Source organism: Streptomyces sp. NPDC051041 (genome assembly GCF_044456065.1).
Classification (GTDB): Bacteria; Actinomycetota; Actinomycetes; order Streptomycetales; family Streptomycetaceae; genus Streptomyces; species Streptomyces glaucus.
The window spans coordinates 1-12,444 of the sequence record NZ_JBITFM010000018.1; the positions used below are offsets into that span (position 1 = coordinate 1).

General features: G+C 71.7%; 10 protein-coding genes. 4 read left to right on the forward strand and 6 right to left on the reverse strand.

The window, feature by feature from the left end; all coding sequences use genetic code 11:
- Positions 1-1,007 precede the first annotated feature (1,007 nt).
- Positions 1,008-1,589, reverse strand: a complete 582-nt coding sequence (locus ACIBAI_RS23555; RefSeq protein ID WP_399037132.1) for a hypothetical protein — start codon at positions 1,587-1,589, stop codon at positions 1,008-1,010.
- 32 nt (positions 1,590-1,621) lie between these two features.
- Positions 1,622-3,202: an ISL3 family transposase gene (locus ACIBAI_RS23560; RefSeq protein ID WP_399037306.1), complete on the reverse strand. Its 1,581-nt coding sequence runs from the start codon at positions 3,200-3,202 to the stop codon at positions 1,622-1,624.
- A 527-nt stretch (positions 3,203-3,729) separates the two neighbouring features.
- On the opposite strand from ACIBAI_RS23560, the gene ACIBAI_RS23565 reads away from it, so the two are divergent.
- Positions 3,730-3,873: a hypothetical protein gene (locus ACIBAI_RS23565; RefSeq protein WP_399037134.1), complete on the forward strand. Its 144-nt coding sequence runs from the start codon at positions 3,730-3,732 to the stop codon at positions 3,871-3,873.
- 911 nt (positions 3,874-4,784) lie between these two features.
- Here ACIBAI_RS23565 and ACIBAI_RS23570 read toward each other — a convergent pair.
- The 4 genes from ACIBAI_RS23570 to ACIBAI_RS23585 form a co-directional block, all read right to left on the reverse strand.
- Complete coding sequence (locus ACIBAI_RS23570; RefSeq protein ID WP_399037136.1) at positions 4,785-6,350, reverse strand: hypothetical protein; 1,566 nt, start codon at positions 6,348-6,350, stop codon at positions 4,785-4,787.
- Positions 6,351-6,808: 458 nt separating this feature from the next.
- Positions 6,809-7,336, reverse strand: a complete 528-nt coding sequence (locus tag ACIBAI_RS23575; protein ID WP_399037138.1) for a DinB family protein — start codon at positions 7,334-7,336, stop codon at positions 6,809-6,811.
- Between the two features lie 86 nt (positions 7,337-7,422).
- Positions 7,423-7,854 (reverse strand): hypothetical protein, encoded by a 432-nt coding sequence (locus ACIBAI_RS23580; RefSeq protein ID WP_399037140.1) that lies wholly within the window; start codon positions 7,852-7,854, stop codon positions 7,423-7,425.
- Between the two features lie 240 nt (positions 7,855-8,094).
- A complete protein-coding gene (locus ACIBAI_RS23585; RefSeq protein WP_399037142.1) occupies positions 8,095-8,964 on the reverse strand; it encodes a bifunctional DNA primase/polymerase in 870 nt (289 codons plus the stop codon).
- Positions 8,965-9,217: 253 nt separating this feature from the next.
- Here ACIBAI_RS23585 and ACIBAI_RS23590 point away from each other — a divergent pair, with 253 nt between their 5' ends.
- The 3 genes from ACIBAI_RS23590 to ACIBAI_RS23600 all read left to right on the forward strand — a co-directional run bounded on the left by ACIBAI_RS23590 (position 9,218) and on the right by ACIBAI_RS23600 (position 12,201).
- Positions 9,218-9,349, forward strand: coding sequence for a hypothetical protein (locus ACIBAI_RS23590; RefSeq protein WP_399037322.1), 132 nt, complete (start codon positions 9,218-9,220; stop codon positions 9,347-9,349).
- Positions 9,350-9,724: 375 nt separating this feature from the next.
- Positions 9,725-10,288, forward strand: a complete 564-nt coding sequence (locus ACIBAI_RS23595; RefSeq protein WP_399037144.1) for a SigE family RNA polymerase sigma factor — start codon at positions 9,725-9,727, stop codon at positions 10,286-10,288.
- Positions 10,289-10,524: 236 nt separating this feature from the next.
- Positions 10,525-12,201, forward strand: a complete 1,677-nt coding sequence (locus tag ACIBAI_RS23600) for a long-chain fatty acid--CoA ligase (RefSeq protein WP_399037146.1) — start codon at positions 10,525-10,527, stop codon at positions 12,199-12,201.
- The last annotated feature ends 243 nt before the right edge of the window (positions 12,202-12,444 follow it).

Sequence of the window (12,444 nt, forward strand, 5' to 3'; positions counted from 1 at the left end):
CCCGCTTTCATGCCCGGTCGGCCACGAGATCACCCGACCGAGTCGACGACCTCGAACTCACGCCCACCAAGATCGATAGAGCAACAGCTTCTGAGCGGCCGAAGCGCGGAAAGAACCCTGGGGCCACAGCAAACCGCGGATTCCCGGTCTGGTGAGGCCAGGGCTGAGGGCCCTGCTTCTTCTTGCCCTGGGTCTTGCCGGGGATCTCGGTGAGCTGGGTTTTTGCTGGTCAGGGGCGGTGGACACGTACGCCTAGTGGTCGTCGTTGGTCGTCATTGGCCACTGTCGAGCGGCCTCGGACGGCCCAGAGACGGCCCAGCTTCGGCGCGCTCGCCTGACGGCCGGCACCTTCGATGCGCCCGGTCCGAACCTCAGCCGACGACAGCCCGCCATGACGGCGGATGCGCCGACCGACCACGCACGCGTGTGCCTCGCTGCACTCCCACCGGCCTCAGCCACGCTGCCTGTTTCGACGGCCAGTGCCTGACGGCGGCGACCGGGCGACCCTCAGCTTGGGAAGTTGCGGCTGGTTCGGGCACTGACCTGGGCGGAGGTCCTGGTCGTGGTGGTCTCGGGTGGGGCGGCTTTCACGGTGATTCCCCGTTCCATCTGGTGCGCTTGTGGTGCGGTGGGTTAAGCACCGTGGTCAGGAGCCGGCTCGATGACGTCGGCCCAGACCAGATCGCCCCACGGGCTTCCCTCTACTCCGAGGCGTTCCGCGACGGCATCATCGAGGAACTTTGCGTGAGCCACCTCAACCGCTTCGCCCGGCCACCACAACGAGTCGCACTCAGTGCACAGCGAGAAGGGCGCCCCATCGGCAATGAAGCGGTATGAGTGGACCCAGTCCTGCCCGCAGCGCGGACAGACTTGCCTAGTAGGCATGCTTGGCACGGTATCCCAGCGGGGCGTGGCTCTGTCCATGAAGAGGGGTTCTGGCTCGCTTTCCGTGACGCGTGCACGGTGGGTGATGTTCGCTGGGAGACCAGTGGGACCGAAGGCGGGCCTCAGGTGCAGACGATGGGGCAGCCGCGTCGGATCGAGTGCTGTGCAGCGCGCAGGAACAGTGCGACGTAGAAGGTTGTGTCCAGGTCCTTGGTCCAAGGTCCTGTGCGAGTAGTGGCCAGTTCCTTTGCTTGGTGCCTGAACCACGTGCTCAGGTCGAGGTTGTCGCATGTCGCCGGGGTTTCGGCTGGCAGATCGATGGCTGCCGCCAGCTTCTCGGCGAGCGATAGTACCTGGGGAGCGCCGGCCACCATGGACTCGTGATCGTCGGACTCGATGGGCAACCAGATCTCCTCATCGAGCGAGAAGGGCACGAGCACGGTCCAGCCGCAGAGGATCTCCGATTCCTCCCGTGACAGATGCGTCTGACACAAGGCGAGGAACCCCGTCATATCGGGGGTCAGCTTTTCCTCGAAAGCTTGCCCCGAGCCAGGAGCGAAGTCCGTCTCTGCGGGGACGTCCTCGTAGGGCGGCATGCCCCGCCGCCTGAGTTCAGCATTGAGCGCCGAAGCAACTTCACCCCATCCGTCCTCCTCGTCACCGAACCATTCCTCCGCGCCAACGCTCACCAGATAGACACCCATGTCGGGAAGCTATCGCGCGCATCTGACATCGATCAGTGAGCCAACAGGACTCGCTTGCGGAGCAGTGCGAATCCGGCCCGGCCGAACATCTGGCGCTTGAGCATCTTGATCCGGTTGACGTGGCCTTCGACGACTCCGGAGTTCCAGGGCAGGGTGAGTCCGGCGATGACCGCGTCGCGGTCTCGGTCGATGCCGGCCGCGAGAGTGTGGAGGCTGGGCAAGTCGTCCTGACGGACAGCGTCGAGCCACTGCGGCAGCCGTTCGCCCTGGCGCTCGGTGAGCATCTGGGCGAAAGACCGGACGTGACCGGTCAGGGCATTGAGTTCGGGGCAGTTGGCCAGGACAGCCTTGAGCCGGAGCTGCTCGATCTGAGTAAGCGTCTCGGGTCGGGTGAGGATCCATCTCGTCACCACGCGGGGTGCCGGCGGTTGCGCGGTGACCGGCCGTGGCGAGGTGCGCTTCTCTCGCAGGTAGGCGCTGACCCGGCCGTAGCTGCCGCGATAGCCCATGGGAACGATCTCTTCCCAGAGCTTCCAGGCGTGGGTGCAGCCCTCGTCCCAGCGTTCGTCCAGGTAGGGCTTGTACTCGTCGAGGACGGAGGTCCTGCTGTGCTGCCACTGGCCGCGAAAGAGGTCTTCCGGCTTCGCAGCGTCCGCGAGGCTCTTGACGGTGCGGTGGGTCATCCGGAGCTGGCGCCCGATGGAGCGGCGGCTGTGGCCGGCTTCCAGCAGCGCGTGGACTGTGCCGTGCCTGGCTCGGACGCGGTTGGCGAACCGCTCGCTCCGCCATGGCGAGGTCTCCTTCTCCTCGGGCGGCGCCGGTTCGTCGGCTTTCGCCCCGCGATCGGAGACAAGAACGCGAAGACACTGGCGGTGGCGGGCGACAGCCCGCTCAGCAGCCTCGTCGAGGTTGTGCCACAAATGCCAGCGGTCGGCGACCTGCGTCGCCTGTGGTGCCCCGGCTGCGGCGCCTTCAGCGAAGAACGGCGCGCGGTCCCGGCAGACGATTTCGATTCCGGGTCGCTTCGCCAGCCATGCGGCCAGGCTGGACGCCTTTCGGTCAGGCAGCAGATCCACCGGCCGACGAGTCTCGACGTCGACGAGCACCGTGCCGTAGACCCGTCCTTTGCGTGTGGCGTACTCATCAACACCCACCACCCGCGGGGCCGGGACCGCGGGTTCGGGCAATGCGTCGAGCAGCCGCAACACCGCGCTGCGGCTGATGGACACCCCGAATGCCTGGGCCATCCGGGCGCCGGCCCGGCCGGCGAGGGCGAGACCCACCGCGGCCAGAGTCGCTCGTAACCGCTCCGTCCACCTGCTGTGCCGCCGAGTCAGCCCCGGCATCTGTTCAGCGAACGTCCGCCGAGCGCACGAAGGCTCCGGACAGAAGAACCGCCGGACTCGCAGTTGCAGGACCACCAGACGTCCCCCGCTCGGCACGTCCGCTGGAAACCGCAGGTAAGAGCTGTGCACCCGGGTCGACTCGCTCCCACAGTCCGGGCATGCCGCCCCGGCCGACGTACTGCAGACATCGATGCGTATCGCCTCATGACTCACGTCCAGCGACAGCACCGACACGTCCGCGATGGACGGTAACAACAGGCCCTCCATGGGAGGCGACGTCTCTTCCACGACGCCGCACTGTCGACCACACCAAGATCGGCCCCGATCATTTTCAGGCAACTTCCCAGAGCCTGATCAGAGCACCAGCCGTCACTCAGCGTGCGCGCATCACGGAAAGCGAGCCAGAACCGAAACTCGTGAACAAGCCAGGGGCGTGAATGAGACGGAAACCGAGACGGCCTGACACAGGGCCAGACCGTCTCTACCTGGCGCGAACTTCTGATCCGTAGCTCCACAGGGATCGGTCATTGGAGGTCATACAGGTTGCGGTGAAGGCTGCGAGCGTCTGCGTTGGGCCCTGCCGGTTGCTGGGGTTGCTGTCCTTCGTTGCTGTCATGCAGGATCGGCCGATGTCTCGATCAGTAGGCGCGCACACCGCCGACCCGTGCCCCCGGTGCCTGGTTGAGGAGGTTCGTACGGGCAGCCTTGTGCCTACCGCGGAGCGCGGTGCGGTCGGCTATGCCTGCGGGCGATGCGGGCATTCGTGGTCCCGTCCGGTCGAGGACGACCTGGACGTGTACGACATCGTCAGAGCGGACCTTCCGGAAAGAACGCTCTACGGCACTGTCTGGCAGGTGGAGGACGACCGAGTCCAGGTGCTCGACACGAGCAGTGGGCGACTGCTGCGGATCGAGCGCTGGAGGACCATCCTCTATTGAGGCCGGTCCGACCTGAGCACCACACCATCGGCTTGGGAAGCTGCGGGCATCTGCAGCCGATTCGGCCGCTGACCTGCGTGAATAGCAGGTGTGTGTGGCCTTCCCCGGCTCGGCTGCTTTCACCGTGAGTCCCCGCTGTTCCCCGCTCGATCTGGTGCGCTTGTGGTGCAGCCGTGGAACTGACGATCTTGAAAACCGTCGTGGCAGCGATGTCACCGTGGGTTCAAATCCCACCGCCTCCGCGCTGGGAGCAGCGGGAACGGCCCCTGACCCGGATTGGCGGTCAGGGGCCGTTCGCCTGCCCGGGCTCCGGGGCCGTCCGGCGTTGCCCGCGGCTTCCCGCTCGATCGGGCACGGACGGGGGCACAGGCGCCGGCGACGCGGTCGCGGGCCGGGGACGGTGACGTGGTGTAGGCCATGAGGGCGGCGCATGGGTGGCGGGAGTTCCGCTCCGGCGTGAGGGTGGGACCTGCGGGCAGCGGCCGGGCGTGGGCGAAGGCGCTCGGTCGCTGCCCGCGGGCGTGACGGATCGGGCCCGGGGACGGGTGAGGGGTGCCGGGACGCGGCAGCGGAGCAACGGCGCCGACGGCGTACGGCCGTAGTGCCCGGCGGCAACGGGTTCGACGGCGTCGGGAGCGGGGGTGAGCAGGCCGGAGGCGCGCGTGAGGCGCAGGGCCGCCCGTCTCCGCCCGGCTGATCGGCTGCTCGGCCGGAGCACCGGGCGGGGGGACAGGAGGCGGGGTCGTCGGGAGGCCTACCGCGGCCGGGTCGTGGAAGGGCCGGCCGCGACGGGGCCGCGGTCAGGGCGATGAGCGGCGCGGTGGGGCGGGGGACGCCCGGGCGCGGGGTCAGGGCCCGGGCGTCGTCGAAGGGGAGGGCGAATGCCGCCCGCGCCGTGTCCTCCGCGTGGCTCAGGAGCGTGCGCGGGCGGCCGGATCGTTCAGGCAGAGGGCGATGTTCCGGACCGCGGCGGTGAGTTCCTCGATCACCCGGGCCGCCTGCTCCGCGTTGTGGAAGGCAGGGCGCCCGGCCAGGGGCAGGCCCAGCTCCTCCGCCGCCTGGAGAGCCGATCCGGCGCTCTCGGCGAGGGGGGAGGCGGCGGGCGCGGGCGACTTGGCCGCGGAAGACAGTCCCGGCGCGGCGGTCCCGGCGAGTTCGGTGGGGCCGGTGGGCGAGGCGGGACCGGCAGGCGCGGCCGGATCCGCCGCGGACGCGCCAGGAGACGCGGGTGCACCAGGAGATGCGGGTGTGTCAGGTGCGGCTGGTGTGCCGGGCGTGGCTGGTGCGTCGAAGGTTGCGGACGCGCTGGGTGCTGCGGGTGCACCAGGAGCCGTGGAGGGGTCGGGGGCTGCGGGGACCGGCCGGCGCACCGGCTCGGGGACGGCCGGAACCGGCGGACCGGCCTGCGGCGCACCGGTCGACGCCTCTCCTCGGTACTCGCCTTCCGCCTGGTACCCGTCTTCTTTCCGGTGCCCGTCCTCTCCCCGGTACTCGCCTTCCGTCCGGTGCTCGTCTCCCCTCCGGTACCTGTCCTCTCCCCGGTGCTTGTCCCCCGTCGGGTACTGATCCTCCGCCCGGTACCCGTCGAACGGGACGCGGAAGGCGGCGGAGTCGCCGGTCACGGAGACGCAGGCCTCCTCGCCCGGCCGCGGCGGCGCGCCCGGCGCGGAGCGGGAGTCCGGGGAGAGCCGCTGGGCGTGCGGGGCCAGGGCCGGCGCATTGCGGGTCCGGGGCAGCACGAAGTGCTCGAAACCGGGGAACGACAGGGTGCCGGAGTGCGTGGCGGGGCGCGGTTTGTACTCGGTCTGCCACTGCATGCGGTAGCAGTCGACCTGGTCGGCGCAGGCGGCGCGGGCGTGGAAGACCGCCGTGTCCTCCCCCAGGTCCGGGTACCAGAGGTTCGGGCCGGGGAAGCGCACGGTCCGCACCCGCGGCCGGATCGGCTCGGCGCATCCCATGCAGCAGCCCTCCGGCACCATGAGCGGAATGCCGCCGCTCTGGTCCGGCCAGCGGGGGCCGCCCTCCCAGCGGTACTCGCCGTGGTGGCAGGGCGGCAGCTCGCCGCAGGCGCGGCAGACGGCGTAGTGCTCCGGGAGGACCTGCCAGTCGTGGCTGGCGGGGGCGCACCAGTGCTTCGGCGTGGACCGGGGCAGGTTCTCGTTGCGCAGCACCAGGACCACCGGGCGCTTGTAGAATTCGGTCCGCTCGGGGGCCGGTTTGACCGCCTGGTTGTTGGCCCGCCGCAGTTCGTTGGCGTGCCACCACAGCTCCACGTGGTCGCGCCACGCCTTCTCGTAGGAGTCCGGCCACCGGTCGCCCGGATAGTTGTCGATCTCCAGGATCCGCCATGCCTGCCGGTCGAGTACCACAATGGAGCCGGCCCTCAGTCGCATGTGCGTTCCGTTGTCGCCCTCGTCCGGCCAGTCGTGCCGGCCGATACGAGTGGGCTGGTCTGGGAGCCACCTGCGAACCTGCATGTCATGCTCCTCGGCAACGAAACCTCTAGTTTCAACTGGGGCAGTGGGCAACATTCTGGACAATCAGGGCGTTTAGCCCGGTGTAGACACGCGCACGCTGTTGATCGAAGACGACCGGAAAGGCTTTTCGCGGCACCGGTTCCTTCCGGAAACACCTTTGGCTCTGGGCTTTTTGTGCCTGGAACCGTCGTCAGGTGCGGCCCTCTCCGCCGGGCCCGGGGCAGCGTCTCCCTACCCCGACGCCGGCTCCCGACACTCACCTGTACGTGTGATGGCACTTCGGACGCGGTCACCCCGTACGTGTAAATCGCCCCGCGCGTGTGCCGCCGACCGCCGTGCGGGAGCACGTCCGCGAACCGAAGGGGCGGCGCCGGCCGGCCCGTCGGAGGCGAGGGCCGCGCTCGCCGCATCCGGTCGCGGGACCCGCTCCCTGGTGCGCGGGCGTGCGGGGGCGGGGGTCACTCCGGTGCGGCGGCCCGCAGCAGGCGCAGCTGGCCGATCTCGGTCACGTTCTTCATCAGTTCGGCGTTCACCCAGGCGGCCATGTGCGCGACGGTGCGCGCCGGCTCGTCCGACCACGGGAACGGGGCCGCGGCGTCCAGATCGGCGTCGGTGAACCGGCCCAGGGCCGTCAGCCAGTCCGTACGCAGGGCGCGCAGCCACTCCACGGTCGGCGCGCCGGGGCCGGGCCAGGCGATGCCGGTCCGCTCCCGGGGCGGCCGTCCGGCCACGTGGTCGATCGCCACGCTCCACCACCAGCCGATGTGCCAGCTCACCCAGCCGATGGTGGGGACGGGGACGGGATCGGGCTCCGTCTCGGCCCAGTCCGGCACCCACGTGCCGTCGGCGGCCCGGCGCAGGGTCCAGCAGTGCGGCACCGGTTCCCAGAGGAAGTCACCGGGCTCCAGCCGTTCCAGGTGGTACTCGAACAGGGACCAGGTCAACTCGAACTGCCAGCGGAGCAGGTCCCCCCGGGACTCTCTCATCGGTCGGGCCTTTCACGGTGGGCGGGGCGGGGCTGCGGGTCCGCGGTCGGCGGGCGCCGGTACCGCGGTGGCTCCGGGCGGGGCTCCTACAGTTCGTGGTCCTGGGCGAGCCGCTCCCAGGGCAGCTCCCGCAGCGTCGGCTCCGCGTCGCAGCCGGAGGGCACCCGCGGGGTGGGCTGGAACCAGACGACGGCGAGGCCCGAGCGGTACGAGACCGGGTCGTGGGCCGGATCCAGCGCGGTGGAGGAGAAGAGGCCGACGCAGGCCACGGAGGGCAGGATCTCCACGGGGCCGAAGGCGCCGGCGTACTGGTCCGGGTGCTCGCGCGGCGGCGGCACGAGGTGCACCGGTGTGCCCGGGAAGGCGCGTTCGGCGGCGCGTACGAGGCCCTTGATCCTCATGTCGTTGACGGGCTTGCAGGGGTAGCCCTCCAGCATCCCGCCGTACGTCGAGGAGAGCCGTAGCTCGGCGAGGTCGACCGAGCGGCCGGAGGACAGGACCAGACGGGTCAGCGACATGGTCGGCACTTTAGGGCGGTGACGCATCCAGGTCTTCCGATTTCGGCGGACGGTGTCCCGTCCTCGTCGATCGCGTTCGAGGTCCGACCGGAGGCGCTGACGGTCGGGATGGCCGGGGCGGTCGGGACGGCCGGGGCGGTCAGGGGGCCGTCGTCGTTCCGGGGGCGCGGGCGGGCGGCTCTTCGCCGGGCACGGCCGGGCGGCTCCCCGCCGCCCGCGGAGGGGGCGGTCCTTGGCCGGTCACGGCCGGCGGCCGGTCATGCGGGCCGCCGACGCGATCGTCGCGCGGGCCTCGCGTTCGGTCAGGCCCCTGTCGAGGGCCGCGGCCACCAGGGAATCGACGAGGGCCGGGCCGATGCCGTTCTCGTAGGCGCGGCAGGCCGCCCAGAACAGGCGGGTGTTGCGCTGGCCCCGGTGGGCGGCGAGCACGAACTGGACCAGGCCCTGGCCGTGCTGCCCGCCGGCCGCCGGGGACGCGGGCTGCCGCGGGCGGGGCGGCGGCAGCAGCAGGCGCAGGAGTGCGGGCGGGCAGGCCGCGGGGGCGAGGTGCGCGGTGCCCGGGGCGACGGCGTACACGCCGTGTCCGGTACGGGAGCCGGGGCCGACGAGGTAGCCCCCGGCGCCGCGCACGTCGATGCCGGGGGCGAGGCGGCCGGCCGAGTTGGGGACGGCGACGCCGGGCGGACCGCTCAGCCAGAGGTGACGGCCGCCGCTGGGGGTCAGGACGACCACGGTGGGCGGGATCGTGAACAGGTGGCGCAGGGCCAGTTCGCGCAGGGCGGCCGAGGAGTCCGTCCCCGACTTGGTGTCCAGGTCGATGCCGATCAGGTGGTGCGGAGGCAGTCCGCAGGCGATGCCGTAGCCGGTCGCCCAGGGCGCGGCGTCGAACAGCTCGCGGATGCGGGCCGGGTCGGTCGAGGCGTCGTGGACCCCGTGGCCGGGGCGGCCGCACTCGCCGCGGCAGGGGAGGGAGGCGGGGACGTCGCGGTGCGGGGAGCGCAGGGCCGGGAGCTTCGTCCGGGACAGCGGGATGACGGCCAGTCCGCGTTCGGCGGCTGACAGGGCGTGCGCGAGGGCCAGCGTCGTGGCCTGCCGGTCGATGGTGGCCATACTTCTATATTCGTACACGCGTTCGAAAAAGGGAAGGGGGCGTGGGGCGACGCGCCGGGGCGGGGCGGTCGGCCGGAAATGTGGCGTAACGGTTCACCCCTTGCGGTGCTCGGGGCGGGGGTCCGTGCCGTCCCGAGGTGCGGCTCGGGGAGGGCGAAAAGGTTTATCGACTTGTCCTCACGCTTGAGTGCGAACCATGCCTTACGGGACGGTTCGCCGCGGACCCGGTGGGCAACTCTGATCTCGCGACGTCGTGCACAAGGACCGGACGGCCGGCCCCGGCGCCTCGAACCGGAACAACACGGCTCAGGTCGACGGCTCCGCCTTCACGGCCGTCGACCAGGGCAACGGGAACGTGGCCGTCGGCTTCGCCCCGCTGCGGTGACGGACTGAGGGGGCCGGCGTACCTGCTCCGGCGCCGGCCCCCTCGAAGACCGGGGTGTGCCTCACGGGGTCGTGACGCGTCCGCGCGGCGGTGCCGGAGCACCGCCGCGCGGGCGTTCCCGGAGCCGGGTCCCGGGGCGGATGCCGGAGCCGGGCCGTCCGTGCGGCGAGGCGCCGCTCCCCGCTCCGCTTCCCGCCGCCCCTCCGCTGCGGCCCCGCTCCAGGTCTCGCCCCCAGGGGTGAACCCGCACGCGCGCTCATCCTCCGGTCCACCTGCAGGAGGTGCGGCGGAACCCCTCCCTACAACCTGAGGGGGACTCGGCTTCGGGACCTGCGGCCGATCCGCGGGGGGCCCGCTCGCTCATAGCGTGGAGCCATGACCAGACCCGTCTGCACCAGCGCCTCGAACGCCGCCGCAGCAGCGACGCGGACCCTCCCCTTCCCGTACCCGTCGTTCTCGTCGTACGTGAGGGCCCGCCGGCCGGTGCTGCTGCGCACGGCCCGGTCGCTGACCGGCAACCCGAGCGACGCGGAGGACCTGCTGCAGACCGCGCTCACCAAGACGTACGTCGCCTGGGAGCGCATCGAGGACCACCGCGCGCTCGACGGCTATGTGCGCCGGGCGCTGCTCAACACCCGGACGTCGCAGTGGCGCAAGCGCAAGGTCGACGAGTTCACCTGCGACGAGCTGCCCGAGCCGGAGCCCGTGCCCGGCGGGGACGACCCGGCGGAGCGGCAGGCGCTGCACGACGCGATGTGGCGGGCGATCATGAAGCTGCCGGCCCGGCAGCGGGCGATGGTCGTCCTCAGGTACTACGAGGACCTCAGCGAGGCCCAGACGGCCGAGGTGCTCGGCGTGTCCGTCGGCACGGTGAAGTCGGCGGTGTCCCGGGCCCTGGGCAAGCTCCGCGAGGACCCCGAGCTGGTGCTCGCCCGGTAGGGGGCCGGGGGCTCCGGGCGGCCCGGACTTCCGCGGCCCTGCCGGGCCCGAGCCCTGTGGAGCCCCCGCAGGCCCCCGGGACCCCTGCGGATCGCCGCGCAGGCCCTGGAGCCTCCCGCGCGGACTCCGGCGGAGCGGCCGATGCGGGGCGGCGCGAAGGATCGATCGGTCGGACCTAGTGACATACCGCGCGGTATGTGCACAGAATCAGGCCATCCCTTACCACCGCGTAGGCAATGCCGCCCCGGGAGGACGCCGTGCAGAGCACGATGCAGGACGTACCGCTGCTGATCTCGAGGATCCTGACCCACGGGTCGGTCGTCCACGGCACATCGCGGGTGACCACCTGGCTCGGTGAGGGAGAACCGCACCGCCGCAGCTTCGCCGAGATCGGCGCCCGCGCGGCCCAGCTGGCGCACGCGCTGCGCGAGGACCTCGGGATCGGGGCCGACGACCGCGTGGCGACCCTGATGTGGAACAACGCCGAGCACGTCGAGGCCTACTTCGCGATCCCCTCGATGGGCGCGGTGCTGCACACCCTCAACCTCCGGCTCCCGGCCGAGCAGCTGGCCTGGATCGTCAACCACGCCGCCGACCGGGTCGTGATCGCCAACGGTTCGCTGCTCCCCCTGCTCGCCCCGCTGCTGCCGCACCTGAAGACGGTCGAACACGTGGTCGTCTCCGGGCCGGGCGACCGGTCCCTGCTCGCGGACGTCTCCGCACAGGTGCACGAGTACGAAGAGCTGATCGCCGGCAAGCCGACCGCGTACGACTGGCCGGAACTGGACGAGCGAGCGGCCGCCGCCATGTGCTACACCTCCGGCACCACCGGCGACCCCAAGGGCGTGGTCTACAGCCACCGTTCGATCTACCTGCACTCCATGCAGGTCAACATGGCCCAGTCCATGGGCCTGTCCGACCAGGACACCTCGCTCGTGGTGGTCCCGCAGTTCCACGTCAACGCCTGGGGCCTGCCGCACGCCACCTTCATGACCGGCGTCAACATGCTGATGCCGGACCGCTTCCTGCAGCCCGCGCCGCTCGCCGAGATGATCGAGAGCGAGCGGCCGACGCACGCCGCCGCCGTCCCCACCATCTGGCAGGGCCTGCTCGCCGAGCTGACCGCCAGGCCCCGGGACGTCTCCTCCCTCACCCAGGTCACCATCGGCGGCTCCGCCTGCCCGCCCGCCCTGATGGAGGCGTTCGACGAGCTGGGCATGCGGGTCTGCCACGCCTGGGGCATGACGGAGACCTCCCCGCTCGGCACCGTCGCGCGCCCCCCGGCCCAGGCGGTCGGCACGGACGAGGAGTTCGCCTACCGCCTCACCCAGGGCCGCTTCCCGGCCGGCGTCGAGGCCCGCCTCACCGGCCCGGGCGGCGAACGCCTGCCCTGGGACGGCACCTCCGCCGGCGAACTGGAGGTGCGCGGCCCGTGGATCGCCGGCGCCTACTACAACGGCCCCGACGCCGAACCGCTGCGCCCCGCCGACAAGTTCAGCGAGGACGGCTGGCTGAAGACGGGCGACGTCGGCACGATCTCGCCCGACGGCTTCCTCACCCTCACCGACCGCGCCAAGGACGTCATCAAGTCCGGCGGCGAGTGGATCTCGTCGGTCGAGCTGGAGAACGCGCTGATGGCCCACCCGGACGTCGCCGAGGCCGCCGTGGTCGCCGTACCCGACGAGAAGTGGGGCGAGCGCCCGCTGGCCACGGTCGTCCTCAAGGAGGGCGCCACCGCCGACTTCGCGACCCTGCGCGCCTTCCTCGCCGAGGAGGGAAAGATCGCCAAGTGGCAGCTCCCCGAGCGCTGGACGGTGATCGAGGCGGTGCCGAAGACGAGCGTCGGCAAGTTCGACAAGAAGGTGCTGCGCAGGCGGTACGCCGAGGGCGAGCTGGACGTCACCAGGCTCTGACCCGGTCTGGACGTCACCAGGTTCCGCCCCGGGCACGACTCCGCCCCGGGCGCACGGATGCCGGGCGGACCGCTCCCCGGCCCGCCCGGCATCCGCAGAGGTCACCGGGCTGCTCACCGGCGTACGGTGACCGGGCCGGGGGGGGGGGGGGCCGCCGGGCGGGGGCGCGGCGGGCCCCCCCCCCCCCCCGCGCGGGGGGCGCGCCCCCCCCCCCCCCCCCCCCCCCCCCCCCCCCCCCCCCCC